At 59.1% G+C, this 26,188-nt stretch carries 30 protein-coding genes and 2 tRNA genes; 15 read left to right on the top strand and 17 right to left on the bottom strand.

What is annotated here, in order from left to right:
* Positions 1 to 335: 335 nt before the first annotated feature.
* The 4 genes from M2447_RS13235 to M2447_RS13220 all read left to right on the top strand — a co-directional run bounded on the left by M2447_RS13235 (position 336) and on the right by M2447_RS13220 (position 3,531).
* Entirely contained in the window at positions 336 to 698 is a 363-nt protein-coding gene (locus M2447_RS13235; protein WP_277558988.1) for a hypothetical protein, read from the top strand.
* A gap of 388 nt (positions 699 to 1,086) precedes the next feature.
* Positions 1,087 to 1,896, top strand: a complete 810-nt coding sequence (locus M2447_RS13230; RefSeq protein ID WP_277558987.1) for an N-6 DNA methylase — start codon at positions 1,087 to 1,089, stop codon at positions 1,894 to 1,896.
* 229 nt (positions 1,897 to 2,125) lie between these two features.
* Positions 2,126 to 2,677 carry a hypothetical protein gene (locus M2447_RS13225; RefSeq protein WP_277558986.1) on the top strand — a complete coding sequence of 184 codons (552 nt, stop codon included), beginning with the start codon at positions 2,126 to 2,128 and terminating at the stop codon, positions 2,675 to 2,677.
* Complete coding sequence (locus M2447_RS13220; protein WP_277558985.1) at positions 2,677 to 3,531, top strand: hypothetical protein; 855 nt, start codon at positions 2,677 to 2,679, stop codon at positions 3,529 to 3,531. Before M2447_RS13225 ends, M2447_RS13220 begins: the two co-directional genes overlap by 1 nt.
* A gap of 757 nt (positions 3,532 to 4,288) precedes the next feature.
* On the opposite strand, the gene M2447_RS13215 is transcribed toward M2447_RS13220, so the two are convergent.
* From M2447_RS13215 to sucC, 7 genes are all read right to left on the bottom strand, one after another.
* On the bottom strand, positions 4,289 to 5,446 hold the full coding sequence (locus M2447_RS13215) for an RsmB/NOP family class I SAM-dependent RNA methyltransferase (RefSeq protein WP_277508751.1): 1,158 nt from the start codon (positions 5,444 to 5,446) through the stop codon (positions 4,289 to 4,291).
* A 322-nt stretch (positions 5,447 to 5,768) separates the two neighbouring features.
* Positions 5,769 to 6,674, bottom strand: coding sequence for a TIM barrel protein (locus M2447_RS13210; protein ID WP_277558984.1), 906 nt, complete (start codon positions 6,672 to 6,674; stop codon positions 5,769 to 5,771).
* Positions 6,675 to 6,824: 150 nt separating this feature from the next.
* Positions 6,825 to 7,697 (bottom strand): sugar phosphate isomerase/epimerase, encoded by an 873-nt coding sequence (locus tag M2447_RS13205; protein WP_277558983.1) that lies wholly within the window; start codon positions 7,695 to 7,697, stop codon positions 6,825 to 6,827.
* 70 nt (positions 7,698 to 7,767) lie between these two features.
* Complete coding sequence (locus M2447_RS13200) at positions 7,768 to 8,661, bottom strand: TIM barrel protein (protein WP_277558982.1); 894 nt, start codon at positions 8,659 to 8,661, stop codon at positions 7,768 to 7,770.
* Between the two features lie 138 nt (positions 8,662 to 8,799).
* Entirely contained in the window at positions 8,800 to 9,723 is a 924-nt protein-coding gene (gene sucD / locus M2447_RS13195) for a succinate--CoA ligase subunit alpha (RefSeq protein ID WP_277558981.1), read from the bottom strand.
* Positions 9,724 to 9,837: 114 nt separating this feature from the next.
* Complete coding sequence (locus M2447_RS13190; RefSeq protein WP_277558980.1) at positions 9,838 to 10,221, bottom strand: VOC family protein; 384 nt, start codon at positions 10,219 to 10,221, stop codon at positions 9,838 to 9,840.
* Positions 10,222 to 10,233: 12 nt separating this feature from the next.
* Positions 10,234 to 11,421: an ADP-forming succinate--CoA ligase subunit beta gene (gene sucC, locus M2447_RS13185; RefSeq protein ID WP_277558979.1), complete on the bottom strand. Its 1,188-nt coding sequence runs from the start codon at positions 11,419 to 11,421 to the stop codon at positions 10,234 to 10,236.
* A gap of 177 nt (positions 11,422 to 11,598) precedes the next feature.
* On the opposite strand from sucC, the gene M2447_RS13180 reads away from it, so the two are divergent.
* Positions 11,599 to 12,105, top strand: coding sequence for a hypothetical protein (locus M2447_RS13180; protein ID WP_277558978.1), 507 nt, complete (start codon positions 11,599 to 11,601; stop codon positions 12,103 to 12,105).
* A 26-nt stretch (positions 12,106 to 12,131) separates the two neighbouring features.
* On the opposite strand, the gene recR is transcribed toward M2447_RS13180, so the two are convergent.
* Positions 12,132 to 12,749: a recombination mediator RecR gene (recR, locus tag M2447_RS13175; protein ID WP_277558977.1), complete on the bottom strand. Its 618-nt coding sequence runs from the start codon at positions 12,747 to 12,749 to the stop codon at positions 12,132 to 12,134.
* Positions 12,750 to 12,806: 57 nt separating this feature from the next.
* On the bottom strand, positions 12,807 to 13,115 hold the full coding sequence (locus M2447_RS13170; RefSeq protein ID WP_108826003.1) for a YbaB/EbfC family nucleoid-associated protein: 309 nt from the start codon (positions 13,113 to 13,115) through the stop codon (positions 12,807 to 12,809).
* A 248-nt stretch (positions 13,116 to 13,363) separates the two neighbouring features.
* Between M2447_RS13170 and M2447_RS13165 the strand changes: the two genes are divergently transcribed.
* From M2447_RS13165 to M2447_RS13155, 3 genes are read left to right on the top strand one after another with little or no spacing between them, the layout of a single operon-like run.
* Positions 13,364 to 14,428: a DUF481 domain-containing protein gene (locus M2447_RS13165; protein WP_277508740.1), complete on the top strand. Its 1,065-nt coding sequence runs from the start codon at positions 13,364 to 13,366 to the stop codon at positions 14,426 to 14,428.
* A 50-nt stretch (positions 14,429 to 14,478) separates the two neighbouring features.
* Complete coding sequence (locus M2447_RS13160) at positions 14,479 to 15,066, top strand: TIGR00730 family Rossman fold protein (RefSeq protein WP_277508738.1); 588 nt, start codon at positions 14,479 to 14,481, stop codon at positions 15,064 to 15,066.
* Positions 15,067 to 15,092: 26 nt separating this feature from the next.
* The gene (locus M2447_RS13155) at positions 15,093 to 15,650 is read left to right on the top strand and encodes an NUDIX hydrolase (RefSeq protein WP_277508736.1); all 558 of its coding nucleotides are present in this window, start codon (positions 15,093 to 15,095) and stop codon (positions 15,648 to 15,650) included.
* Between the two features lie 37 nt (positions 15,651 to 15,687).
* On the opposite strand, the gene M2447_RS13150 is transcribed toward M2447_RS13155, so the two are convergent.
* The 4 genes from M2447_RS13150 to M2447_RS13135 all read right to left on the bottom strand — a co-directional run bounded on the left by M2447_RS13150 (position 15,688) and on the right by M2447_RS13135 (position 19,370).
* Entirely contained in the window at positions 15,688 to 16,275 is a 588-nt protein-coding gene (locus M2447_RS13150; RefSeq protein WP_277508735.1) for a hypothetical protein, read from the bottom strand.
* Positions 16,276 to 16,395: 120 nt separating this feature from the next.
* Positions 16,396 to 17,403 (bottom strand): flotillin-like protein FloA, encoded by a 1,008-nt coding sequence (gene floA / locus M2447_RS13145; RefSeq protein WP_108825995.1) that lies wholly within the window; start codon positions 17,401 to 17,403, stop codon positions 16,396 to 16,398.
* 9 nt (positions 17,404 to 17,412) lie between these two features.
* On the bottom strand, positions 17,413 to 17,880 hold the full coding sequence (locus tag M2447_RS13140) for an NfeD family protein (protein WP_277508734.1): 468 nt from the start codon (positions 17,878 to 17,880) through the stop codon (positions 17,413 to 17,415).
* Positions 17,877 to 19,370 (bottom strand): hypothetical protein, encoded by a 1,494-nt coding sequence (locus M2447_RS13135; RefSeq protein ID WP_277508733.1) that lies wholly within the window; start codon positions 19,368 to 19,370, stop codon positions 17,877 to 17,879. The genes M2447_RS13140 and M2447_RS13135 overlap by 4 nt, the downstream gene beginning before the upstream one ends.
* A gap of 134 nt (positions 19,371 to 19,504) precedes the next feature.
* Here M2447_RS13135 and M2447_RS13130 point away from each other — a divergent pair, with 134 nt between their 5' ends.
* The 3 genes from M2447_RS13130 (at position 19,505) to M2447_RS13120 (ending at position 21,443) form a co-directional block, all read left to right on the top strand.
* A complete protein-coding gene (locus M2447_RS13130; RefSeq protein ID WP_277508732.1) occupies positions 19,505 to 20,431 on the top strand; it encodes an aldose epimerase in 927 nt (308 codons plus the stop codon).
* A gap of 83 nt (positions 20,432 to 20,514) precedes the next feature.
* Positions 20,515 to 21,117: a twin-arginine translocase TatA/TatE family subunit gene (locus M2447_RS13125; protein WP_277558976.1), complete on the top strand. Its 603-nt coding sequence runs from the start codon at positions 20,515 to 20,517 to the stop codon at positions 21,115 to 21,117.
* Positions 21,118 to 21,119: 2 nt separating this feature from the next.
* Positions 21,120 to 21,443: a Smr/MutS family protein gene (locus tag M2447_RS13120; protein WP_277558975.1), complete on the top strand. Its 324-nt coding sequence runs from the start codon at positions 21,120 to 21,122 to the stop codon at positions 21,441 to 21,443.
* On the opposite strand, the gene asnS is transcribed toward M2447_RS13120, so the two are convergent.
* Positions 21,440 to 22,828: an asparagine--tRNA ligase gene (gene asnS / locus M2447_RS13115; protein ID WP_277558974.1), complete on the bottom strand. Its 1,389-nt coding sequence runs from the start codon at positions 22,826 to 22,828 to the stop codon at positions 21,440 to 21,442. The two genes, M2447_RS13120 and asnS, sit on opposite strands and share 4 nt — an antisense overlap.
* Before the next feature lie 209 nt (positions 22,829 to 23,037).
* Here asnS and M2447_RS13110 point away from each other — a divergent pair, with 209 nt between their 5' ends.
* Together M2447_RS13110 and M2447_RS13105 are read left to right on the top strand one after the other, a co-directional pair.
* Positions 23,038 to 23,490, top strand: coding sequence for a MarR family transcriptional regulator (locus M2447_RS13110; protein ID WP_277558973.1), 453 nt, complete (start codon positions 23,038 to 23,040; stop codon positions 23,488 to 23,490).
* 83 nt (positions 23,491 to 23,573) lie between these two features.
* Positions 23,574 to 24,026, top strand: a complete 453-nt coding sequence (locus M2447_RS13105) for a DoxX family protein (protein ID WP_277558972.1) — start codon at positions 23,574 to 23,576, stop codon at positions 24,024 to 24,026.
* A gap of 68 nt (positions 24,027 to 24,094) precedes the next feature.
* On the opposite strand, the gene M2447_RS13100 is transcribed toward M2447_RS13105, so the two are convergent.
* The 3 genes from M2447_RS13100 to M2447_RS13090 all read right to left on the bottom strand — a co-directional run bounded on the left by M2447_RS13100 (position 24,095) and on the right by M2447_RS13090 (position 25,280).
* Positions 24,095 to 24,733, bottom strand: a complete 639-nt coding sequence (locus M2447_RS13100; RefSeq protein WP_277558971.1) for a phosphopantothenoylcysteine decarboxylase — start codon at positions 24,731 to 24,733, stop codon at positions 24,095 to 24,097.
* Positions 24,734 to 24,756: 23 nt separating this feature from the next.
* Positions 24,757 to 25,167: an OsmC family protein gene (locus M2447_RS13095; RefSeq protein WP_277508725.1), complete on the bottom strand. Its 411-nt coding sequence runs from the start codon at positions 25,165 to 25,167 to the stop codon at positions 24,757 to 24,759.
* A 36-nt stretch (positions 25,168 to 25,203) separates the two neighbouring features.
* A tRNA-Arg gene (locus M2447_RS13090) sits at positions 25,204 to 25,280 on the bottom strand.
* A gap of 108 nt (positions 25,281 to 25,388) precedes the next feature.
* Here M2447_RS13090 and M2447_RS13085 point away from each other — a divergent pair.
* Positions 25,389 to 25,465 (top strand) — tRNA-Asp (locus tag M2447_RS13085).
* Positions 25,466 to 25,616: 151 nt separating this feature from the next.
* A complete protein-coding gene (locus M2447_RS13080; protein WP_277558969.1) occupies positions 25,617 to 26,021 on the top strand; it encodes a hypothetical protein in 405 nt (134 codons plus the stop codon).
* Positions 26,022 to 26,188: the final 167 nt, after the last annotated feature.

Here is a 26,188-nt window from a genome sequence, read left to right as displayed (position 1 = left end):
TGTTCGGCCGTCCGGGGGGGCCCCCCCCGTTAAAACCCCCAAAACCCCGCGGGCCTGCCCCCCCATAGCGAAACCCCCGAAAAAAAGGGCACCCGCTTAAATTCCCCCCCCCCCCCCCCCCCCCCACTCGCGGGAATGGAATACCCTCTGCCCTGGGTTCACCATTATACACGCCGTTCAAGGTCGTATGCTCCTCCGTCGCATCTCCACCACGGCGCGCTCCGACAAGCTCCGCGCGCCTTTGACCTGGCGTGCCCGAGGTTGGTGAAATCGGGCAACACCGGATGCCCCGGCACTTCGCCGGAAGCGGACGTTGGACGATTTCGTTTCACAACATGAGCACATCAATCGTTCAAGACACCGGACTGACTCGCGTCCAACTCGCGCGGCTCGCGCGCACTCAGGCGATCAAATCATTGAGGGCGGAATATCTCAAATGCGGCGACACCGTCTATGCCATCCTGCGGCACATCTCAAAATCAGGGACGACCCGCCATATTGATTTGTATGTGATCGACGGCGGCCTCCCGTATCGCATCACCAAACTCGCAGCCGATGCGATTGGCATTCGCTACGACAGAAAGCGCGCCACCATCCGCGTCGTGGCAGTCGGACTGGATGCCGCCGAGCATGTCGTGAGCGACCTCGCATGGCATCTGTTCGGCAACTGCGACGCGCTGAAAAGACGGTGGCTGTGACAGCCATCGTGCCGACCCTCGCACGCGCGGCGACTGGCCGATGTCACCGTGTTTTTATTAGGGCAACCGCAGGTGGATATTTCCTATGTTGACCGAGTGTCCGCATTTTTCAGGCCGCGAAAACTGCCAAGCATTACGCTGGTGGACCCGCGCATCCAACCGGCACTTCGCATTGAACCCTCTGCCCTCTGTGTGGGTTCCGTCACGATACCACACCCGTCAATGTAGTCCCGGCTTCGACTTGGCTCGCCGGGCTCCACACCGGACGCCTCCGCACAGGCTCCGGCGTCCTTTGACCGGGTGTGCCTTCGGAACGGCGTGAATCGGGCAGCGCCGGGACAAATCAGCATGTCGCTGGAGACGGAGGCTGCGCGATTCCGCATCCCGCATGAAAAACAAAACAGCCAAATTTAGGTCGTTGATCGAACAACTCATCCGTTACCACGACGCTTACAAGGTCTTTTCAGCTTTCACAACACTGGCTGCTTGCGCGCTCGCGCATGGCACCCGCGAAGCCGAATACCTCGAAGAGGCCAAACGATGGAAGAAGGATGAGTTGAACATTTTCAGCCATGCGCTTGCCGCGCTGGTCTTGGAAATGGAAGACCAGCCCTTCACCGACTTGCTCGGAGGCCACTACATGGAACTCGCCCTCTCGCACAAAAGCCAACAATGGAACGGCGAGTTTCACACCCCGCAGAACGTCTGCGAAATGATCGGCCACATGATCGCCGGCGACACAACAATGCCCCAAGAGGGTCCGATCACACTTTGCGAACCGGCCTGCGGCGCGGGAGCGATGATACTCGCGTTTGCAAAAATGCTTCCTCCGGAAAACCGTCCGCGATTGCGAGTCACCGCCATCGACATCAGCAAGACCGCCTGCGACATGTGCTTCATCAACACCACGCTTTGGGGAATCCCCGCCGAGATTATTCACGGGAACACGCTCAGCATGGAGCTCTTCGCATCATGGAAAAACATCCACTGGATAATGCGCGGCACCTTGCATCTGCTCGCTCCGGCACGCGCAGAATCTGTTGCAAATGGAGACTCGAAAGTTGGTGGCGAAATAGCGACGCCCATCGAGGCTGCCCGCATTTCATCCGAAATCAAACAACAGGGGCAACCGCCATCACCCGAGAAAACCGAGCAAATCAAAATGGCGCTTGGACAGCAAATATTCGACTTCGCATGAGCGCGATAACCGGACTCCGCGATCCGCGCCACCATCACCACGCGCCAACTCCGCGAAAACCGCACATGCGGTATTGATATAAAGCTGCCCTCTGCGTGTTCCGTTATCCTACCACACCCATCAATGTCGTCCTGACTCGACTTGGCTCGTCAGGCTCCACACCGGACGCCTCCGCACAGGCTCCGGCGTCCTTTGACTGGGTGTGCTTTCGGAACGGCGTGAATCGGGCATGGCCGAGATACCCTGGCATGCCGCCGGAAACGGACTGCGCCTGATTCCGTCAAACATCATGATTACATGTGAAACGACGTTCTCTCTGGAACTCCTCAACCTGCCAAAAGGCCGCAAGCGCACCGCACTGCGCATCGAATTGCTCCACAATATCAATCTTGGTGAAACCGCGATCTTTCGTTTTTTGAGAGGCTACCTAACTGCATCGCTCTGTGCCTCGACCGACGACGAAGGCGAACCGCTCGACAAGGATTTTGGCATAACCTCCATCGCCACCGAATCCCTCTTGAGCGCATGGGCGGAGTGCTCACGATTTATTCGGGAAAACGAAACCAATTTGACCCATCTCGATGATGAGCACAACGGTCAAAACCTATGGCTTACGAGGTGTCGGCATGGGGCTGGATTCTGGAGCACTTGCACCGACGACGAATCAGCCGAATACGCGATGCAACAACTGACCAATGCCAGTCACGGCTTTGGCGAAATCGACCTCTACCTCGGCGACGACAAGAAACTGCACTTTAGCAACGAGGGAGGGATTGTGTGATGAGCACGGTAATCAACGAATATCTCTTTACCTTGCGAGGCCGTCCGGTGCTCTTCAAACGAAGCGAGTTTTGCGGCGAACTTCACGCCACAGAACGCGGGATGTGCGCATTCAGCCCCACGGGATTTCATTCGCTGGCCGGACACGCGCTGATCCCCATTGACCAACCCGACACCCGGCATCCCACCGAAATCGTCACGCAGAACCTCCTCGAATCACTCGCCGCCGAGAACGACCGCCAACGCGAGGCCGCGCTGCGCGAAGCCCGAAAAACGGTGCGGAGATGCTCCCGTAATCGACTCCCCACTCCCACATCCATCATCATTGATGCGGACGAAGCCGTGCTATATGGATACTTCGCGACCGACGCGCAGCGCACGGAACTTTGGCAGGCGGCATACCTCCTCTATCACGAATTGGCCGAGTCAGACAATTACACGCCGAACAAACTTGCAGCCACCGCGCATTGGGATGAGGAGATTTGCCACCACTGGATGGAGCATGTCAGGGGAAGGCTAGCACAGTTGCGCCGATTCATGTCGGGAGACTTCACTATCGTAGAATTTTCCCGGAGCATACACATCGGTTTGGGTGTCGGTTATTTTGACCTGCCGCCCAAGCCAGGCGGCGAACCCGTTATTGCAATCCCGACAATCGCAACCGCGCTGACGCTCGGAATTGAGGAGCCTGAATCTGAATCCAGCACCAAATCCCAAATTGATTATGACGCGGAAGAGTCCGGGACGGATGAAACGGACGATGATGGCGACGGCACAGACACCATTGAGGAAAGTGAACTCGATAGCATCCCGATATCAGAGACTCCAAAAATCGAGCAACTGCGCCTCTTTTGACGAGGTGTTATCACTCTAAAAATTTCCTGCTTCTGACGGGACACTCACGGCAATTTTTTGAAGTGGTATTTTGACCAAGACGGCAAACGCCGTGACCCGCGCGAGATTGTATCACTGCTGTGCAATCTGTTCTCGGGCTCGACTCGCTCGCCCTGCGCTCCAGATTGACAGCGTGCTTTTTATGCGCCTATCGGGTCACGCCCGTATGTAATCACAAGGAGGCAAAACTACATGGAGTTACGCCCCCGCCCGATGCCGGCGAATGGTGTCCCGCGCGTTGTGGCCGGCTGTTTTTGTGCCCGGTCGTTCGAGAGTTGCGGTGATTTGCGTGATAATGCGCAGACAGCGAGGCCGACACGGCGGGCGTGACCGGGCACTCCGCCGACGCCTGAAAGCCACCGGGGCGAGAACCGAAAATCACGCATGACCGGAGGTATTTTGAGCGAATCGAAAAATAGGGCGTGCAAAACCGGACAAAATCCCCATATTGAATGACCTGATTAAAGTATCCAATTATTGGATACGCAACGAGATAGCTGGCAAATTAGGAAAGGGAGTCGGGTTGCCAGCACGTTGCCAAAATCGTTGTTTTTAGCTTCACCTTCCAGTCAATTCGTGCTCTTATATGCACGTTCTAAACTATTAACAATCAACTAAGTCCGCTAAAACTAGCGACTTGGTCGCAAGCCAAACGCGGGCAGGATGCCCGCGCTCCCAGGCGCAAGCGCGTTCTTTCTAAAAGGATGTGCTCGGAAAACTATTTCCTTCGCCACGCGGCGATGAACATGCCGTTGCAGTCGTGCTCGTGCGGCCAGAGGGTGGTTTGCGCGGACGGATTTCCGGAGGCGGCAAAAACGGACGCGGGCTCAAAATCGGCGTGCGCGGTGGTGAAGGCGTCGGCGACGGCGGTCGTTTCGCTGCGCGTGAGCGTGCAGACGGCGTAGATGAGGCGTCCGCCCGGTTTCAGCGAACCCGCGACATTGGCGAGGAGCTGCGTTTGCACGGCGGCGAGTTCGCGGACGTCGTCGGGCGTGGTTGTCCAGCGCGCGTGCGGGTTGCGCTGCCAGGTGCCGAGTCCGCTGCAAGGGGCGTCGAGCAGGATGCCGTCGAACTTGGCCTTGGTGGGAAGCTTGGCGGAGCCGTCCCACGCGGCGGCGCGGTAGTTAAAAACCTTTGCGCGCGCGGCGCGGCGCTTGAGTGATTGCAGGCGCCGGAAGGAGCGGTCGCTCGCCCAGAGCATGCCCTTGTTTTGCATGAGCTCGGCGAGGTGGAGCGTCTTGCCGCCTTCGCCAGCGCAGGCGTCCCACCAAGTTTGGCCGGGTTTTGGCGCGCAGGCGTGACCGGTGAGTTGTGATGCGAGGTCCTGGATTTCGAAAAGGCCCTCGTGAAATTGCGGTGTGCGGAAAAGATCCTGCCTGCCGGTGTAACGAAGCGCGTCGGGCGCGGGAACGGGCGTGTTTGAGGCGGGCTCGCAGTCGCCGAGTTGCGCGGCGAGCGTGTCGATGCCGGATGTTTTTGCGCGGAGCCAGAGGACGGGATCGTGCTGGAGAAGCCGGAGGGTTTCGGCGGGCCATGCGACCTCGTCACGCGACCATTCGGGAATGGCGCGCGCGGCGATGGCCTCGGTTTTGATCGACGCGGGGTTGTTGTCGAAGCGGGATTGGAGATCAAGGGCCCCGGCGATTTGTTTTTGCGGAGAATCCTTGCGGTCGAGCCAGCCGAACCATCGAAAATAGGCGAAGGTGGCGCGGCTGATGGCGCGTTTTTCGCGCGGACCGAGGCGGTGCCAGTAGGCGAAATAATTGCGGAGCGCGGTGTCGGCGTGGAGCCCGGGACGGAGGGAATCGAGCACGCGCGCAGTGTGCGAAATGGCGGAGGCAGTGGCGCGGTCAGGCGTGTTGGCGGATTTGGTCATGCGTTTGTGCTCTTTTTCTTCTTGTGGTGTCGTAATAAAATTATCGCGATTAAAACTCCTGTGATTGTCCATTGGGCAATCATGCATAAGGGAAGCATTATCCATATAGCATCTCCATTCGGCCCAATTCCACATATCACGCATGCATAAAATAATATAGAGGCAGGCAAATGTAAGATGTTGATTATGAGATCAATGGTTGAATTGTCATAATGCCCATTTTTAAGAATGTCGGCAAAAAACAACCCAATCAAAAATCCAGTGAGAATTGGTGCTATGAATAGTATGTATCTCAAAAGGATATTCACTTTCCCCGAGCAATTTACACCGTGCAAATCTTCACTGCGGCGGCGAGGGAGGTGAGCGGATCACGCTTGGGGGAGAACTCTTGGCCGACGTAGCCGCGGAAACCGGTGTCGTGGATCGCGCGCATGATGGCCGGATAGTTGAGTTCCTGCATGTCGCCGGGCTCGAATTCGTTGCGACCGGGATTTCCGGCGGTGTGGTAGTGGGCGATGTATTGGTGGTTTTCGCGGATGGTTTGGATGATGTTACCCTCCATCATTTGCATGTGGTAAATATCGTAGAGGAGCTTGAAGCGCTCGGAGCCCACGCGCTTGACCAGCTCGACGCCCCAGGCGGTGTGGTCGCATTGATAGTCAACGTGTCCCTTGGTCCTGCTGTTGAGCAGCTCCATGATGAGTGTGACGCGGGCCTTTTCGGCGGCGGGAAGTATTTTTTTCAAACCCTCGGCGCAGATTTCAAGGCCCTCCTCGTCGGATTGTCCATCGCGGCGTCCGGAGAAACAGATGAGGTTGGGAATGCCGGCGTCGGCGCATTCGCGGATGCGCTGGAGGTAGGCCGGAACGATTTCGATGTGATGTTCGCGGCGATTGAGTCCGCGCATCAACGAGGTGACTTTTCTGGGGAAGGTTGAGACGGCGCAGGTGAGTCCGGCTTTTTGGATGACGGGCCATTGTTCGGGGCCGGTGAGCTCGATGGACTCGATGCCGAGTTTTTTCGCGGCTTGGGCAAACTCGGGCAGCGGCAGGCGTCCGGGGCGTTTATCATCCGCGTTTCTCTTGAGGTAGGGGCCGGGGCATACGGAGTGGCGGAAGGAATCCCTGGCGGGAGCGGTGGTGGCGGCGCGGGCTTGCGGCACGATGCGGGAGAGGGCGGTGAGAGCGCCGGTGGCGGCGATGGTTTTGATTGCTTGGCGTCGGGTCATGGTGGGAGGGAAGGGCTGAAAGGCTGAAGGACTGAAAATGAGGGAGAGGGTGGGTGGTGGATGCGGGGAAATGTTCCGCGTGGGTTCTTGTTGTGGCAAATAAGAAACGTGGAGCCGGGAACGCCGAAGCGTTCCCGGGGCGGGTTTTAATTACTTTGAGTAGTCGGCCTTAACGTAGGGGGCGTCGTTGAGGTATTTGAGGCTGGCGGTGACGGACTCGATGGGGGGCATGTTGTATTTTTCAACTTCCACAATCAGGTATTTGGCGCCGGAGGCGTCGATGTTCTTGAATATGGCCTCGAAGCCGACCATGCCGCTTTGGCCGAGTTCCTTTTGGTCCTTGATGTGCAGGACGAGAAAGCGGCCCGGGTATTTCTTAAAAAGTTCGACGGGGGAAAAGCGGCCCATGACCGTCCAGTAGACGTCCATCTCGAAAAAGACTTTTCCGGGGTCGGTGTTTTGGAGCATGTATTCATACTTGGTGAGCTTGCCGGGGAGCTTGGTTTCGAATTCGAAGGCGTGGTTGTGGTAGCCGAACTTGAGCCCGGCGGCGTTGCACTTGTCGCCGATTTTGTTGAGGTATTCGCAGAAGGCCTGGATGTCCTCGACCTTGGTGAGACGGGGCATGGAGGGCATGATGACGTATTTCATGCCGGCGGCCTTGTGGTCGGCGATGCACTTGTCCCACCACGGGAGGGCCTCGTCGAGCTCGGCGCGGGTGGGCGCCTTTTTGAAACGCTTTTGGACGTGGCAGGAGAGCGCGTGGAGGCCGTGGGCGCGGAGTTTTTCGGCGAAGGCGGCGGGCTCCATGCCGTAGATTTTGCCGTCGCCGCTGTAGTTGGCGGTTTCGACGTATTTGTAACCGGCCTTGGCGATGGCGGCGATGATGGTGTCGATGTTGCTGAAGTCCTTGGCGATCTCGGAGCGAAGGGAATACATTTGGAGGCCGATGTTTTTTTCGGCGGCGTTTGTGTGCACGGCGGCGAGAGTCATGGCGCAAAGGAGGATGAGGATTTTTTTCATGATGTGTTTGGTGGAATGAACTATTGGTTATTAATGGAGAATTGATGGGCGCGAGCGCGGAGTTGTTTTATTACACGGTGCAAATTTTCACCGCGGCGGCGAGGGATGTTAACGGATCGCGCTTGGGGAGAAACTCCTGGCCGATGTAGCCGCGGTAGCCGGTGTCGCGGATGGCGCGCATGATGGCGGGGTAGTTGAGTTCTTGCGTGTCGGTTGGCTCGAATTCGTTGCGGCCGGGATTTCCGGCGGTGTGGTAGTGGGCGATGTATTGCGCGTTTTCGCGGATGTTGCGGATCACGTCGCCCTCCATGATTTGCATGTGGTAGATGTCGTAGAGGAGCTTGAAGCGCTCGGAGCCGACGCGCTTGACCAGCTCAACGCCCCAGGCGGTGTGATCGCATTGGTAGTCCTTATGGTTCACCTTGCTGTTGAGGAGCTCCATGATGATCGTGACACGCGCCTTCTCGGCGGCGGAGACGATTTTTTTCAAGCCCTCGGCGCAGATTTCGAGGCCCTCCTCGTCGGATTGTCCGTCGCGGTTTCCGGAGAAACAGATGAGGTTGGGGATGCCGGCGGCGGCGCATTCCTTGATGCGCGCGAGAAAATCGGGGACGAGGTTGGCGTGGTGTTCGCGGCGGTTGAAGCCGCGCTTGATCGAGCTGGACTTGGGGCCGTTGGCGACGGCGCAGGCGAGGCCGTGCTTTTGGACGACGGGCCATTGCGCGGGGTCGAGGAGCTCGATGGATTCGACGCCGGCTTTTTTAGCGGCGGGGGCGAACTCCGGGAGCGGAATTTTTTTGATGTAGCACCAGGCGCAAACGGAGTGGCGGAAGGAGGAGGTCATGTCGGGTTTCGGGTTTGAATTTTCAGATGCCGCGCCGGCTCGGGCGGATGGCATCACGCGGGAAAGCGCGGCGAGTGCGCCGGTTGTCGCGATGGTTTTGAGGGCTTGGCGTCGGTTCATGGGATGTGAAATCGGGAGTGCTGAATTGAAAACAATGGGGCGGAATGTGAGGTGAATTGCGCGCGGGGGCGACGCAAAAAAACCGGAAGCACAAAAGCGTTCCGGTTTTGGTGAGTGGTTGTTCTTGAGAGTTGCGCGTCAGCTCAGCGTCACTCCCTTTGCCTTGGCGGCGCGGAGGAGGGCGTCGGCCATGTCGCTGGGGGTTTCCGCGACTTCAATGCCGCATTCCTTGAAGACCGCGATCTTGGCCGCGGCGGTGTCCTCGGCTCCGCCGACAATCGCGCCGGCGTGGCCCATGCGGCGTCCGGCGGGCGCGGTCGCCCCGGCGATGAAGCCGGCGACGGGTTTGTCGCAGTTGGCCTTGATCCAGCGGGCGGCCTCGACTTCGGCGTTGCCGCCGATTTCACCGATCATGATGATGCCGTGCGTGTCGGGGTCGGCGGCGAACATTTTGATGACGTCGAGATGCGAGGTGCCGTTGACCGGGTCGCCGCCGATGCCGACGGTCGTGCTTTGGCCGATGTTTTTTTCGGTGAGCTGGTAAACCGCCTCGTAGGTGAGGGTGCCGGAGCGGGAGACGACGCCGACGTGGCCTTGCTTGTTGATGTAGCCGGGGGCGATGCCGATGCGGCAGCCGCCGTGCGATTGCTCGCCGGGGCCGGGGCAGACGAGGCCGGGACAGTTGGGGCCGACGAGGCGGGTTTTCTTTCCGGCGATGGCGCGTTTGACGCGGACCATGTCCTTGATGGGGATGCCTTCGGTGATGACGACCACGAGGTCGAGTCCGGCGTCGGCGCATTCGAGGATGGCGTCGGCGGCGAAGGGCGGCGGCACGAAGACCGCGGAGACGGTCGCGCCGGTTTTGGCGGCGGCCTCGGCGACGGTGTTGAAGACGGGCACTTTGTGGCCGTTGTGCTCGAAGACTTGCCCGCCCTTGCCGGGTGTGACGCCGGCGACGACTTGCGTGCCGTAATCAAGCGAGAGCTTGGCGTGTTTTCCGCCGAAGGAGCCGGTGATGCCTTGGATGAGGATTTTGGTGTCGGGTTTGATGAGGATAGCCATTTTTGGAAAGAGTGAAGGGTGAAGTGTGAATGGTGAAATGCGGTGCGCGGAGGCGTGGATTCGTGTGCGTGTTTTTTATTTCCACACCCCGTATTCCGAATTCCGCATTTAATATCAGTGATGTCCTTTTTTGCAGTGGTGGAGGGTGATGGTGTTGCCGGAGGGATCGGCGATGTGCGCCATGCGGCAGACGGGCGTTTCGAAGGGCTCGCCGAGGATGGTGACGTTGTTCGCCTTGAGGTGCGCGATGGCGGCGTCGAAGTCGGCGACTTCAAGCGCGGCCACGGTGCCGGCGGCGGAGGGTTTCCAGTCGGGCGCGCTATCGGTGATGGCGAGCGTGTTTTTGCCGGGGCCGATGTCGTATTCGATCCACGATTTGCCGTCCCACTCGAAGACGTGGGAGGGGGCGAGGCCGAGCACGCCTTCGTAAAAGGCGCGGGCCGCTTTCATGTCGGTGACGGGTGTGCCGGTGAAGGCGATGTCGGAGATTTTAAGCATGGCGGCGCGTGGTTATTTCCCGGATACGAGGGCGACGATCTTTTGGGCGGCGTCGGCCATGGTGGTGCCGGAGGTGATGGTGAGGCCGGAGGCGGCGAGGGTGGCCTTGCCGGCGTCGGCGTTGTTGCCTTCGAGGCGGACGACGAGCGGGAGCTTGAGGCCGATTTCCTTGGCCGCGGCGACCACGCCGTGCGCGATGACGTCGCAGTCCATGATGCCGCCGAAGATGTTCACGAGGATGCCTTTCACGTTCGGGTCGGTGAGGATGATTTCGAAGGCGGCCATGACTTGCTCCTTGGAGGCGCCGCCGCCGACGTCGAGGAAGTTGGCGGGGTTGCCGCCGTAGTGCTTGATGATGTCCATCGTGCTCATGGCGAGGCCGGCGCCGTTGACAAGGCAGGCGATGTTGCCGTCGAGCGCGATGTAGCTGAGGTTGTGCTCGGAGGCCTTGATTTCCTTGGGGTCCTCCTCGTTGAGGTCGCGCAGGGCGGTGATCTCGGGGTGGCGGTAGAGGGAGTTGTCGTCGAAGGAGACTTTGGCGTCGAGCGGGTAGACTTCGTCGGAGGGCGTGCTGATGAGGGGGTTGATCTCGACCATCGAGGCGTCGCACTCCCAGAACATCGTGTAGAGCTGGCGGATGAGCTTGGAGGCGTTTTTCATTTCGGCGGGGTTGAAGCCGAGCTTGAAGCAGAGTTCGCGCACTTGGTAATCGGCGAGGCCGTAGGCGGGATCGATGAAGACCTTGAAGATTTTGTCGGGCGTCTCGTGCGCCACTTTTTCAATTTCCATGCCGCCCTCGGTGGAGGCGACGATGACGGGGCGCGAGGTGGCGCGGTCTAGAAGGATGGCGAGGTAGTATTCCTTTTTGATGGAATCGGCACCGGTGAAATAAACGGTCTGCACCTTGCGCCCGGCGGGGCCGGTTTGGAGGGTGACGAGCGTGTTGCCAAGCATTTTGCCGGCGATTTCCTTCGCCTCGGCACGAGACTGGCAAAGTTTCACGCCGCCCTTGAAGCCGTCGGTGAATGTGCCCTTGCCGCGGCCGCCGGCGTGGATTTGCGATTTGACGACGATTTTGCCCTCGGGAAGCTGGGCGAGCGCGGAGTCAAACTCGGCTGCGGATTTGGCGGCGACGCCCTTGGGGACATGGACGCCGAACTTTTCAAAAAGGGCTTTTGCTTGGTATTCGTGGATATTCATGGAAAAAAGTAACTCAAGTTATCGTGTGCAAAACTAGGAAGCACGCTAAAAATGAGAAATCGGCGCGCACATTGGGACAAAATACGCGCACATTTTGACTTGTTATAAAAAATTTACGTTTGAGGTGACTCAAATATTGCCCAATCTTGCAAAAAATATCATTTTTACATTATTTCCATGCAGTCCTACGAAGTCCTCAAAGAAGTCCTGAAAACAACGAGTGCCAAGCAGATTGCCGCGGACATGGGTCTGTCGCTTTCACTGATTTATCGCTGGACGGAGACTGTGCCGCAGGGAGCCAACATCAATTCGTCAAACAATCCGCTGGATCGAGTGGCGCAACTTTTGGCGGCGACGCGCAGTCAATCCGCGCCGCATGGCGACATGCGCATCGCGCAATGGGTGTGTGAGCAGGCGGGCGGGTTTTTCATTAAAAACGCCCCGACGCTTCCCCAGGGGCAGGGGACGAATCTCATTCCCGCAACCAACGCGATTGTGCAGGAATTCGCCGACATGTTGTATGAAATCGCGAGCGCGTCGGCCGATTTGCAGGTGAGCCTGGCCGAGGCAAAAAACATCCGCAGGCGCTGGGAGGGCTTAAAAAGTGTGACGGAGGGGTTTGTGCGCGCCGCTGAAAAGGGGCATTTCAGGGAGGACCCCGCGGAGAAAAAACCATCCGCCTAACGCCCAAAAACCCGGGCGGGGCGGGTTCACAAATACTCGCGACGGCCTTCGAGCGCGCTTTTGAGCGTTATCGAGTCCGCATACAAAACGCCGCCGCCGCTTGGCAGGCCAAAACCGATGCGTGTTGTTTTTACGGTTTCCGCGCCATCGGTCGCGGGCAAATGCTGCGTGATGTAGTGGCACGTCGCCTCGCCCTCGACATCGTTCGAGAGAGCCAGGATCAATTCGCGTGCCTCGCCGTTTTTTACGCGCTCGAGCAGCGGCGCGAAATTGAGCTGCTCGGGACCCACGCCGGAGATCGGCGAGAGTTTTCCGTAAAGCACGTGATACACGCCGCGATAGGCGCCCGAGCGCTCCATCGCCACGAGGTCGGGAACATGCTCGACCACGCACACCACGGAATGGTCGCGGCGGTCGTCGGCGCAGATTGGACAGAGTGCCGCGTCGCCGTTACCCTCGGCGAGATTGCCGCAACGCGCGCAACGCCTCACCGAGCGCGAGGCCTCCTCGAGCGCGCCCACGAGCCCGGGCAGTTGCTCCGGTTTTTCAACGAGCAGGTGCAGCGCAATCCGTTCCGCCGACCGGAATCCGAGCCCGGGCAGTTGCTTGAGCTGCCTTTGCAATTTTTCAAATGCGGGAGTCATGACACGCGCTTCGCGCTGGTGAACCCGTCGGCCGCGGCGAGCGGCGGCGGCGCGGCATTACATCATTCCGGGCATCTGGATTGCGGCGGTGATTTTTTTCACCTCCTCGTCGTTAAAATCCTTTGCCTGCTTGGCGGCGTCCTGCACGGCGGCGAGGATTGTGTCGGCGACGAACTTGGCGTCCTCCTTCAGGAATTCGGGGTCGAGATCGAGCGCGAGAAATTTGCCCGCGCCGTTGACCTTGATTTTGATCGCGCCCCCGCCGTGCGTGAAATCGAGTTCCTTCGCTTCGAGCTGCGCCTGGAGCGACTCCATTTGGCGCTGCATTTTCTGTGCTTGTTTAAGGAATTTTCCGAGACCTGCCATAGTGGGTGAGTGTGTTTGTTGTCGTTGAAAGGATGTTGATGAGCGTCAAAAGTGCGCGGAATCGTCCGCCCTCTTCAAGCTTCAAGTTCGCCGGAGGCGCGCTTGTGTATTCGGCGCGAGATGCTTTGGGTTTGTGCGCGCGCAAATATTTCAGCCGTCGCGCTTGACGTTGCTTCCAAGACGTGGAGATTTTTCAAACATTCACCTCGAAGCATTGTCACACGAACGACATGGTTTCTTTTTCGCGCATGCTGGCCATTTTTGCCGTCCTGTTTTGCACAACGGGCGCGGTCGTGCGCGCGGACATCCTGACTCTGGCAAACGGCGACAAGCTCAAGGGCAAACTCATCAAGAACCTTGACGGCATGATCACGTTCAAGTCGGACATTCTCGGCGAAATCATAGTGCCGACGACCAAGGCCAGTGTGGAGGTTGAGTTGACGCCCGAGCAGCAGGCTGCGCTTGCCGCCAAGGCCGCCGAGGAAAAACGCCTCGCCGAGGCCAAGGCCGCGGAGGACGCAAAGAAGGCGGCGGAAACAGCCAAAAAGAAACCGAAAATCGACAAGACGGCGGCCAAATTCGACGCCATCGATTTCAGGGACATGCGTAACGCGGCAAAAAAAACTCGCAGCACCAAGGTTGACGATACCGGCTGGGTCAATCGCATCGAGTTCGGGCTGACCAGCCAGACCGGGCGCGTTGACAAGCTGGACATCTATTTGCGCACTGAAAACAACCGGCGCACGCCCAAGACGGAAACGCGTTTCCTGAATCGCTACACCTATGGAGAAACGAATGACGAGCGCACCGCCGATTCGATTTCATCCAACCTCCGTTTCCGCCGCACGCTTTCGGGCCGGCTCTTTTTCCAGAGCAACACCCGCTATGATCGAAACCGGATAACGCTTGTTGGCAGCGATGTGGAGCAGGGCGTTGGCATGGGTTACAATGTGCTTTCGGGCAAGCAGCTCGTGATCGCCTCGGGCCTGGACGCGGCCATGCGACACAGGGAATACATGAGCCCGAGTAGTGGCGCCGCCAAAACTCCCACTGACACCTCGGCGGTGATAAATGTATTTCAGGATGTAAGCTGGACTATCAACCGGCGGTTTTCCCTGACGCAGGATTTTGTCGCCGTGCTGAACACCAACGACACCAATGACCAGAAATACAATTTTAACGCGGGGCTGACGGGGAAAATAACGAACACATTCAACATCACCACGCGCGTTGAGCTGGAATACAACAAATTGCTCGCAAGCGACCTTCGTTACTTCCAGCGCATCACGACGACGCTTGGCTACATATTTTGATTTGCGGGGCGCGCCGCCGGCGGGTTTCCTTCGCAAGCATGTCCGACGCCATGTCCAAACTCCTCTGTGTGTATTGCGCCTCGAGCACAAAACTTGACCCGAAGTATTATGCCGCCGCCGGGCAAATCGGGCATGCGATGGCGGCCGAGGGATGGGATTTGATTTATGGAGGCGGCAACGCCGGGCTCATGGGCTCGGTGGCGCGCGCGGTGAAGGGTGACGGCGGGCGCGTCGTCGGCATCATTCCGGATTTTATGATCGAGCGCGAACTCGCCTATCGCGAGGCCGACGAGCTCGTGGTTGTGAAGACGATGCGCGAGCGCAAACGCATCATGGCCGGGCGCGCGGATGCGTTTCTCGCGCTGCCCGGCGGCATCGGCACGCTGGAGGAGCTGAGCGAGGTGCTCACGGAGCGCTACTTGAACCTGTCGCAAAAGCCCGTCGTGATTTTTAACCAGGACGGATTTTATGACGACCTGCTCCGCTTCTTTGAGCGCATGGTGCGGGAAAATTTCAAGCGTCCGGGAATGAGCACGCTTTATTCGGTGGCAAACTCGGCCGATGAAATCTGGCCGCTGATTGCAAACGCGCCGGCGTTCGAGGCGGAGAGTCTTTGGACCAACGACAAAAAAAGCTGACGATGAAGCGCGCGCCGATTTTGAAAATGCTCGGAGCCCATGCGTCCACTGGAATCGACGCGCACGAGGCTGCGATGGCGGCTGACATGATCCGGTTTGTCGAGACGCGCGAGAATTGCGCGGAGCGCTCGTTGCTCATTGGCCATTTGACCGGCTCGGCGTGGATTGTGGATGCGGCGAGGCGACGCACCTTGCTCACCCATCACCGCAAGCTCGGCATGTGGTTGCAGCTTGGCGGGCACGCCGACGGCGAGCTTGACCTTGCCTCGGTCGCGATGCGCGAGGCGCGCGAGGAATCGGGGCTGTCAAAATTGCAACTCGTCACGGACGCGGACGGCGCGGTGAAAATTTTCGACGTGGACCGGCATCGCATTCCCGGCCGCGGCGCGGAGCCGGAGCACTGGCATTACGATGTGCGTTTTCTGGTCGAGGGCGATCCGGACGAGCCGCTTGTCATAACAAGCGAGTCGAAGGAGCTGGCGTGGGTCGATCTCGCGGATGTGGCGCGGCTCAACCCCGACGAGTCGATGCTGCGTATGGTGCGAAAAACACCGGCGGGGCAGGGCGCGCGCGGCGGGTGCTAAAAAATTGCGCGAGGCCAGCCGTCCGCCCCCGGCTTCCTCACCTCAGCCCTACGGGTTTGTCCAAAATATCGCGGAGGATGAAGGCCTTGCGCAGGGAGTTTGTGTCGCGCAGGGAGGCGAGTGCCTCGCTGACCGCCGGCGATGTGACGCGGTTTGTTTCCTGCGATGCGGAAATCTCCTCCATGTTTGCGCTGGCGGCGGCGGAGGTTGCCTGCATTTCCGCGAGCCTGTCCATCGCGGATTGATAGGCGCCGGCCGATTCGCTGAATGCCGGTTGGGCGGGCGCGGAGGGAATGGGCGGCGGTCTGGTTGCGGCGGGTTGCCTCTCTTGCGGGAAGAGGGGCGGCGCCGAGTCTTGCGGCATGGATTGCGGGGGTTGGGCGCGGTCCATGCGGGCGAGGATTTTGCGCCGGATTTCCTCCTGAAGCCGGCGCGTGCGCTCGGCTTCCTCCGCGACATCATCGCGCGAGCGCGACTGCTCCGGCGGCTGCCTGCCGGAGCGCATCTGGCGTTCGCGTTTTTCCTTTGCCTCTTTCTGCATCTGCGCAACGCGTCCAAAGAGCGCGATCACACCGAAAAGGAGGAAGATTACGATCTGCGGATTTTTAAGGAGCCAGTCGAGCATGTGGGTATTTTGGATTTTCGATTCTGGATTTTGGATTGGAGAATTTACGCTCCTGTTTCGATTTTGGCATCGCGCGGAAGCGCGCAATCCAAAATCGAAAATCCAAAATCCAAAATTCGATCACTTCTTCTGTTCGGGTTTCGCGATGGTGGAGCGCATGTCGGTGTCGGCTTGGACGTTTTGCATGCGGTAGTAGTCCATCACGCCGAGGTTGCCTTTGCGGAAGGCGTCGGCCATGGCGAGCGGGACTTCGGCTTGCGCCTCGACGACCTTGGCCTGCATCTCCTGCACCTTGGCTTTCATTTCCTGTTCGAGCGCGACGGCGGCGGCGCGGCGGATTTCGGCCTGCGCTTGCGCGATGGATTTGTTGGCCATGGCCTGGGCTTCCTGAAGCTTGGCGCCGATGTTTTCGCCAATGTCCACGTCGGCGATGTCGATGGAGAGGATTTCGAACGCGGTGCCGACGTCGAGACCGCGGGCGAGCACGTTTTTGGAAATGGAGTCGGGCGATTCGAGCACGGCCTTGTAGGATTCCGCCGAGCCGATGGTGTTGACGATGCCCTCGCCGACGCGGGCGATGATCGTCTCCTCCTTCGCGCCGCCGACGAAGCGGTCGAGGTTGGTGCGCACGGTCACGCGCGCGCGGACTTTCACCTGAATGCCGTCCTTGGCGACGCCGTCGATGGTGACGCGGCCCTGGTCGGGATTGGGGCAGTCGATGACCTTGGGGTCAACGGAAGTGCGCACGGCTTCGACGACGGATTTGCCGGAGCCCTTGGTTGCGAGGTCGATGGCGCAGGCGCGGCGCCAGTCGAGCTTGATGTTGGCCTTTTGCGCGGCAATGAGAGCCTGCACAGTGGGGACGACGTTGCCGCCCGCGAGGTAGTGCGCCTCGATGTCGGAAACGGGAATCTCGATTTCGGCCTTCTTGGCAGTGATGCGGGCGTCAACAATGAGCGCGTAGGGCACGCGGCGCAGGCGCATGGCGACGAGGTCGCCGAACATTTTGACGGGCGCCTTGGCAAGGAGGGCGCGCAGCCACACGGAGAAGAATGAGCCGATAATGGCGATCAGGATGATGCCAATTACGATCAGGACAATGAGGATGGGAATACCGATGGATTGCATTGTGTGTGTTTATTTTTTGGTTACTTGCAGTGTGAAAGTGTCGAGTGAGGAAACGACCAGGGTCGCGTCTTTTTCGATGTAGCCGCTGAGGCTGCGCGCCTCGTAGCGTTTGCCGTCGAGGAGCACATAGCCGGTGGGGGCGAGCGTGGTGAGGGCGACGCATTCGCGACCGACGACATCCTTTTCGCTGGCGGGCGGGGGCTGGCTCGCGCCTGTGATTGCCGCGTTGTTAAAAATGCCGCGGCCAATGCGCGTTTTTGGAAGCACGAAGATTTCGATGTAAACAAGAATGCCGGCCAGAATGAGCACGGAGACAATTGCGGTCAGGCCGGCGGTCGCGCCATAGGTGCTCCAGACGAGCACGCAGCCGATGAGCATGAAGATGCCGCCGATCGCGCCGAGTATTCCCCCGGGCGTGATGACTTCAAAGCACAGGCAAACCAACCCGATTAGAAAGAGGGTGACGATGAGCGTCATGCGTTGCCTCCCCCTGGTTTATCGACGGATTCAACATCGAGCGAAAAGTCATTGTGTCCGCGCACGATGACGGCGGTGTCGCGTTCGGCGGAGCCTAGCGGGAGCCGCGCCTCGTAGATTTTTCCGTCAATTTCGATTTGCCCAAACGGGCGCAGCGGCGTGGTGACTCGTGCGCGCCGGCCCACGAGCGCGCCGAGCACGCCGGCGGCCTCGGGATCAAGGCCGGCGATTTGCGCGGCCCCTGAGATTTCGCTGGCAAGTTCGATGCGGTCCCAGAACCAGCTTTTGGGCATGTAGCGCAAAAGCGCGAGAATCAGGACGCCGCCGATGGCGAGGCCGATGCCGAGATTGACGAGCGGGGCGACGAGTGCGTCGGTTGTCCACGCGACCGAGATCGGGTCGCCCGGCCAGAAGTCGGCCATGGCCCAAACAAGCGAGCCCATCATCATGAGCAGGCCGGTGACCATGGGCACAATGACTCCGGGAAAAAAGATCAGTTCAAATATAACAAGCGCAAAGCCGATCAAAAACACGATCATGGGTTCGTATCCGGAAAGTCCCGCGGCATAGCTGCTGAGAAACACAACCGCCAGGAGCACAATTCCCGCGATGCCGAAGAAACCGAAGCCGGGTGTTTTGAATTCGATGAACAGCGCGAGCATTCCAAGGCCGAGGAGGAGCGGTTTGACCATGCTGAGCCATTGCGCGAGGCGCTCCGACCAGGTGACTTCGAGGTGGGTGATGCTGAAATTGGACGAGCCGTATTTTTGCTGGAGCAGGTCCTCGATGCTCTTGGCGATGCCCGCGCCGAGAAGCGGCTCGGACGGATTGCCGTAGCGTTTCATCGCCTCGGTGGCGGTGAGCGAGAGGAGCTCGCCCCTGGCCTTGAGGGTTTGTCCGTCGATGATGAGCTCGTAGTCCTTGTCGATCATCGCCGAGATGACTTCGCCGCGATAGGAATGCGCCTCCGTTGCGGCGCGGATTTTGGCGCGGAAGAAACTGTTTATCTTGAGGCGCATCGTCTCGGGAATGTCCTGCCCGTCGGAGTTGACGGCGGCGGCCGCGCCGATGACGCCGCCGGGAGCGAACCAGATTTCGTCCGTCGCGGCGGAAATAAACGCGCCCGCGGAGATGGCCTCGTCGTTCACGTAGGTGATTGTTTCGCCGGAAAACTTTGAAAGCGCCTCCATCATTTCCATCGCAACACCAGCCGCGCCGCCGGGCGTTTTCATGTTGAGCACGACGACTTGGGTTTTGTTTTCCTCGGCCTCCTTGAGTCCGCGGCGCAATATGTAGAGCACCGGTGCGTCGATCACGTCCCGAACCTCGATCACCATCGCGCGAATTTTTCCGCCGTCGGCGGCGGGTGTGGCGACCGGCTGGGATCTCGTCGCGGGCGTCGCGGGTTTCGACGACCGGTTTGTGAGCGCGGGGCAGGCGGTTGCGAGCGCCAGTGTTGCGAGGAGAGCTGTGAGCAGGGTGCGAAGCATGAACGTGCTGCGGATGTTGTGTGGCCGCGCAGCACAACGCAAGCCCCGTGCCGCATATTTGTGGTCGGACAGAAAGGTTTTTTTTACAGAAATATTTTGCCAGCCGTCGTGCCGGGGGCGTAACAAATACGCCCATGGAAAAAGTCCCCTATCTCGGCAAAGAACTCACGCGCTGGCAGGTTGGCAACTCGACGTTTCTCGGCATGCCCGAAATGGGCGCGCGCCTCATGAACTGGCACGTTACCCTTGGCGACGGCACGGTGCGCGACGTGCTTTACTGGCCCGAGATGAACGACCTCAAGGACTTCGCGGTCGTGAAGGGCGGCAATCCCGTGCTCTTTCCGTTTTGCGGGCGCACTTTTGAGAGCGGCGACATCCATTTCTGGAAGGCCGCCGATGGCGTGCGCCGGCCAATGCCCATCCACGGCATCGCGCGCCAGGGCAAATTCGACGTGCTGCGTTGCGATGAGCGCGGATTCGCCGCGCAGCTCATCCTTGATGACGAAAACCGCGCGAGCTATCCGTTCGACTACGAGTTTGTCGTCACCTATCGATTCGAGCCGCTCAAGCTTTCCTGCGAATACACGCTGCGCAACCTCGACACGCAGCCGCTTCCATGGAGCGCCGGGCACCATTTCTATTTTACGCTCCCCTGGAACGAGGGGCTCGAGCGCGAGGATTATGCGATTCGCATTCCCGCTGGAAAAACGATGAAGCAGAATTTCACGGATGGAAAACTCATCGAGCCCGGCCCCAAGTTCAAGGCGGAGGAATCGATGGCGAACCCGATGCTGCTCGACACGTTTCACACCGCGCTGACAGGCAACACGGTGACGTTTGGCCCCAAAAAACAACCGGGGCGGATCAGCGTGAAACTCGGCACGGGCAAAGTGCCCGAGCCCGACGCGCTTTTTGTGACATGGACTCTCGATGACAAGGCGCCCTACTTCTGCGTCGAGCCGTGGATGGGGCCGCCGAATGCGCCGACGCATGGCGTGGGCATGCACTGGGTCATGCCGGGCCAGACGCAAAGTTTTGTTGTCGAGGTTGACGTGGGCTGATTTTCCCGGCACTTCGCGAACCGGGCATTTGTTTTTCGTTACAAGCGCCCGACATGAATGCCATGTTTTCATTTTACCTAACCATGCCCAATTTAACACCAGTCCTTGCGTTTCTCGATGTAGGCGGCCCGGAGATGCTTCTCATCTTCGTGCTGATACTGGTTCTGTTCGGTGGCAAACGCATGCCCGAGCTCGCGCGCGGACTGGGCAAGTCGCTGCGCGACTTCAAGCGCGCCCGCGAGGGAGTCGAGGACCAGATCAAGCGCGCGCTTGAGGAAGAGCCCGCGCCCGCCAAAAAACGCATGAAGGCGGACTCCGCCACAACCACGCCCGAAGACACGAGCGTTTATGACGAAGCCGCCGGTGCCGCGACAACCGCCGCCGCAACCGGGGACGAAGATGCCCCGGATGAAGGCGGCGCGTCCGAGTCCGGCGAAACCGAAAATGCCGACGACCTCGAAATCGAGGACGATTATGAGGTCGATCCCTATGAGGATGAATACATCGGAGGCACCGCGGAATCCGACGCGCTTGCCCATGGTGTTGAATCCGATGCGGACGCCGAAGCCGCGCAAGAATCCGAGCCGGCGGCGGAGGAATCCGCTCCCGAAACTCCTGATGACGCTTCGCCGGAAAAGAAACAACCTGACGCAGGCGAACAGGCCGCGGACGGCGGCGGAATCTAACCGTGAGCGACAAACGCGACACGCGCGATGGTTCAGCCACGCACGAATCCGCCGGGGCCGAGCCGGTGCAAATCCCGATTAATGGCGAGCTTGACCTGCACACATTTCTGCCGCGCGAAACCGCGCGGGTGATCGACGCCTACATAGACGCCTGCCTTGAGCGCGACATTCGCACCGTGCGCATTATACACGGCAAAGGCACGGGCGCGCTGCGCGAAACGGTGCGCGCGCATTTGCGCAAACATCCGTGCGTGGAAAGTTTTCGCCTCGGCGATGAAACCAGCGGTGGCTGGGGCGCGACGCTGGCGCGGCTGAAAAAGATTTAAAAATCCGCGCTGCCCGGCGTGCGCGCGAACGGGATCACATCGCGAATGTTGGCGACGCCCGTCACGAACATCAGCATGCGTTCGAAGCCCATTCCGAAACCGCTGTGCGGCACCGTGCCGTATTTGCGCAGGTCGAGATACCACCAGTAATCCTTCTCGGCGAGTCCGTGCGCGGCCATGTTTTCGCGAAGCACATCGAGCCGTTCCTCGCGCTGGCTGCCGCCGATGATTTCGCCGATGCCCGGCACGAGCACATCCATCGCGCGCACCGTTTTGCCATCGTCGTTCACGCGCATGTAAAATGGCTTCAGTGTTTTCGGGTAGTCGTAAACCGTCACCGGGCACTTGAAATGCTCCTCGGCGAGAAAACGCTCGTGCTCCGACTGCATGTTGTCGCCCCACTTCACGGGATGCTCCCACTTGCGGCCGCTCTTTTCCAAAATCTCAATCGCCTCCGTGTAGCTGCACCGCTGGAACGGCCGCTGCATCACGAAGTCGAGCCGCGCGTTCAGTCCCTTGTCCACGAACTTGCCGAAAAACTCCAGGTCCGCCGCGCAATGCTCGCGAGCGTCGGCCACGAGGTGTTTCACGAACGATTCCGCCAGGTCCATGTTGCCGAAAAGATCGAGAAATGCCGACTCCGGCTCAATCATCCAAAACTCCGCCGCGTGCCGAGAGGTGTTCGAGTTCTCCGCGCGAAACGTCGGCCCGAACGTGTAGACATTCGACAGCGCGCACGCGAACGTCTCCGCCTCCAGTTGCCCCGACACGGTCAGAAAACTCTGCCTCTCAAAAAAATCCCTCGCAAAATCAACGCTCCCGTCCTCCGCGCGCGGCGGTTTGTCCGCGTCGAGTGTCGAGACCCGAAACATCTCGCCCGCGCCCTCGCAATCGCTCGCCGTGATGACCGGCGTGTGCACGTAAAAATAGCCGCGCTCCTGGAAAAATTGATGAATCGCATAGGCGAGCCGGCTGCGCACGCGGAACACCGCGCCGAAAAGATTCGATCGCGGGCGCAGGTGCGCGATCTCCCGTAAAAACTCAAGTGTGTGCCCCTTCTTCTGCAGCGGATACGAGGCGTCCGCCTCGCCGATGATTTCGAATGTGTCCGCCAGCACCTCCCATTTTTGGCCCGCGCCTTGCGAGGCGACGAGTTTGCCGCCCACGGAAATCGACGCGCCGGTGCCCGCCTTGTGCATGAGCGCCTCATAATCCGGCAGCGTGTTTTGCACGATAATCTGCATGCCCTTGAGGCACGAGCCATCGTTGAGCTCCACGAACGAAAATGTTTTTGAATCCCGCCTCGTGCGCACCCATCCCTGGAGCAGGATCGAGTCGCGGGGTTCGGTGGAATTGTGGGCGTCTTTGACGAGAGTGCGTTGCATGGCTTGGAGTCGTGTGGGTTGAAGTTGGTGTTTTGATTTGCGCCCAAACCACAGACATGCCGCCCGCTTGGCAAATCCAGAGTGGCGCCCGCTCGCCGGTTCGCGTTGCTTGTAACAACCCTGTTAAAATGGGCCGGAAGTCCGAAACTAATTCGACATTAAAATAATAAGTGCTTTGTTGTTGAACAATAGAAAACAACCGACGAGCCATGACCAGCCGACGCAAAACAGCCAGCACGGAAAAAAACGCACTTCGGGCCTACGTGAAGCTCGTGCGCGCCGCCGAGACCGTGACCGCGCGCGTCCACACGGTTTTGCCCGCCGGTTTGACCATTGCGCAGTTCGGCGTTCTCGAGGCGCTTCATCACAAGGGGCCGATGATCCAGTCCGAAATCGCCGCCAAGGTTCTCAAGAGCGCGGGGAATCTTACCATGGTGGTCGGCAATCTGGAGAGGGACGGGCATGTGAGGCGCGAGCGCGAGGCGGGCGACCGGCGGCGCATCCGCGTCAGCCTCACACCCCGGGGCTCCAAATACATCGCCGGACTTTTCCCGAAAATAGCCGCCTCGGTCGGCAGGGAATTCGCGGTTCTCACTCCCGGCGAGCAAACCATGCTCGCGGAAATCTGCAAAAAGATCGGCCTCCAAAATACGGCGGACTGAGAAGCTCGACTCTCCGCAAGAGGGGATGCCGGCCCTAATAATACTTTAACATTAAATTAATTATTTCATCCAAACACCACATCATGAACAAACTCATTCGAAAAGTCTTCTCGACCAATTCGTCCAACTGGGCGGCCCTGCCCATTCGTCTCGCCGCGGGCGGCGTGTTTCTTGCGCACGGCGCCCAAAAGCTCTTCGGCGCCTGGGGAGGGCACGGACTTCAGGGCACGGCGGGCTTTTTTGAGGGCACGCTTCACATGAAGCCCGGGATTTTGTGGGCCTCGCTTGCGGCGGGCGGCGAGTTTTTTGGCGGTGTCGCCATCCTGCTCGGCCTTGCCACGCGTTTCTTCGGCCTTGTGACGACCATCATCATGGCGACCGCCATTTACACGGTGCACAACAGCGCGTTCTTTCTCGCGAACAACGGAATGGAATACGCCCTCGTGCTTCTGCTCGCCTCGTTTGCGTTGGTGATCAGCGGTGGAGGCGCCTTTTCAGCCGACTCGCTCATCGCTCGCAAATCAAACGCGGGGTGAGCCCGGGCAAAGTCGCAAACATTTTTTCTCCATACCAGCCGCGCCAATCCCGCAAGGGAGCGCGGCTTTTAATGTTCAAGCCGCGTCAAAATAAACTCGGCCACATCGCGTTTTGGCGCGGGGCCAAACTCAAACCGCGCGCCATCACGTGAAATCATGATGACCGCGTTATCCGCCGCATCCATGCCGATGCCGGGTTTTCCGACGTCGTTGGCGACAATCCAATCGAGATTTTTTTCGGCGAGTTTTTTTCGCGCATAAATTTCAACATCGCGCGTCTCCGCCGCAAACCCGACCACGCATTGGCTCGCTGTTTTTCGCGCCGCGAGCGTTTTCAAAATATCAACGGTGCGCACCAATTCGAGCGTCATGCCCGAGCTTTCGTCCATCGTTTTTTTTGTCTTCTCGGCGGAAACCACGCGCGGTTTGTAATCGCAGACCGCCGCGACCGCGATGAACACATCGCATCCGGTGAAAAGCGGTTCGCATGCGGCAAACATCTCCGCCGCCGACACCACGCGCGTCACGCGCACGCCCTTGGGAGCGTCGAGCGAAACGGGGCCGCTAACCAGATCGACCTCCCAGCCGAGCGCCGCGGCCGCCGCCGCGATTTCATAACCCATGCGCCCGCTGGAGCCGTTGCTCAGGTAGCGCACCGGATCGATGTGCTCCCGGGTGGGGCCGGCGGTGATCAGGCAGCGCGTCATGAGGTTCGTTTTTTCGCCGGATGTTATTCGGCCCAATAAAACGTGATTTGTTTTTTGATATCCGGATGCAAGCTCTGATGAACGGGGCAGCTTTCCGCGGCGCGCTCAAGCGTGCCCCCGGGCAGCGCGTCTTTGCGGAACGGCACCCAGAATTTTGTGTCCACGGAGGCGATGCGGCGGGGCAGGTTCGTGGACATTTCCTTCACGACCTCGAAGCGCGTGCCCTTCAATTCGACGCCATGCTTGCGCGCGGCCATGGCCATGATGGTGAGCATGCAGGTGCCCAGCGCGGTGGCGGCGAGATCCGTGGGTGAGAACGCCTCGCCGCGGCCGTTGTTGTCGCGCGGGGCGTCGGTGACGAGCGTGTTGCCCGACTGTTCATGTTTTGCGACGCAATGGAGCTCGCCTTGGTATTCGCCGGTGATTTTGACCATGATAAAAAATTGGCTGAGGTGCGGAGAAATAAAAAATGGCACGGTGGGCGGGACTCGAACCCACGACCGTCGGTTTAGAAAACCGATGCTCTATCCAGCTGAGCTACCACCGCGTGGAACGGAAGATTGATATGCGCGGAAAACTTTTTTCGACAAGGGTAAAAACAGACGCTTGACATGACTGCCGCGGAACGTAGCTTTTGCGACCTTTCCCACTTTTTGGGGTGGTAGCTCAGTTGGTTAGAGCGTCTGCCTGTCACGCAGAAGGCCGCGGGTTCGAGTCCCGTCCATCCCGCCATTTAAGAGCCTCGTAATCAGAGGTTTAGGTTTTGTTTCCGCTAGATTTGCCAGTTGATGTGGCAAATCTAGCGTGAAACAAACAAAGTTCAGTCTCAAAACCTTCCAGAACCCAAGCGGTGCCACTGTGTGGCGCGTCACCGGATGGCTCAATGATGAGCGCATACGCCTTAACTTTCCAACGCGAGCCGAGGCAGCAGCAGAAAAAAGTGCGTTGGAAATCAAGTCCCTGCCAAGCCACGTCTGGCTTGCGAACAACAACGACACTTCTGAGCGAAGAGCAGTTGCGAGCAGCAGAGGCGGCATTCCAGCAGATAGAAAATCCGACCTTGTTCCCGAAATACTTCGAGTTTGCCTTGGCGAACTATCGCGAGCCACACAGGGAACGAATGATCGCGGATGCAGTGCGTGATTACATCGAGGTCAAAAAGCGTGAGGAAGAAAGGGGGCTCCTGTCACTGCGACAGTTTCGGTCCATTTCAAATGAACTGAAAACCTTCGCCGAACAGTTTGCCTCCTCCGTGATCTCACAGATGAAAGCAGATGTTCTTACCTGATACCTGGACAGAGGCAGACCATCCCTCAAAACCTATAACAATCGCAGGGGCATCCGATAACGTCCGGAATCGGGTGGGCTTACCCTCGAATTGCGGACAGTGGCGCAGACGGGAAAGGGAGATCAGTTGTTAAGTTTTTCGAAGTCAACCGGGGAAAGATATCCGAG

This window comes from Ereboglobus sp. PH5-10, from assembly GCF_029504735.1.
Classification (GTDB): Bacteria; Verrucomicrobiota; Verrucomicrobiia; order Opitutales; family Opitutaceae; genus Ereboglobus.
Note: the sequence above shows the minus strand (reverse complement) of the source record. Positions and strands in the feature narration are given on the sequence as shown.